The sequence below is a fragment of the Streptomyces noursei genome, from assembly GCF_001646665.1.
Lineage (GTDB): Bacteria > Actinomycetota > Actinomycetes > Streptomycetales > Streptomycetaceae > Streptomyces > Streptomyces lavendulocolor.
On sequence record NZ_LWBU01000330.1, the window covers coordinates 1 to 422 of the forward strand.

Consider the following 422-nt stretch of genomic DNA (forward strand, 5'->3'; position numbering starts at 1 on the left):
GACCTGCTGCGGGACGACGTTCCAGGTGGTGTCCGCGGCTCTCCAGCCGTCCAGCAGCCAGCGTTCCTGCGTGGTGCCGAGCATCGTGCGGGAGGGGTCCTCGGAGGCGGGGCCGGGGGTCTGCCAGCCGTCCCCGTATGCCTGGTCGGAGCGGTACTGGCGGGGGTCGGGGGTGTCGAAACGGGGGGGGCGGGCGGACCCCAGCCGCCGGGACAGCCGCCTGTCCGGGCCGGGCGGGGGGTGCGGGGGGGGGGCGGGGGCGGGGCCGTGCTGGGTGGCGGCGGCCTGCCGCGCGGCGTGGGGGGCGAACCGGGGGGGGGTGCCGGGGAGGGGGGGGCCGCCGCAGGCCAGGGGGCGGTTGGGGCGGTCAAACCGGGGCCGTCGTTCGAGTCGGGGGGGGGGGGGTCGGGGGGGCGGGGGGT

At 80.8% G+C, this 422-nt stretch carries 1 pseudogene; it reads right to left on the minus strand.

Going from position 1 to position 422, the window contains the following annotated elements:
* Positions 1-240: pseudogene (locus tag A4V12_RS39100) on the minus strand (alkaline phosphatase D family protein); the annotation flags it as partial.
* Positions 241-422 lie beyond the last annotated feature (182 nt).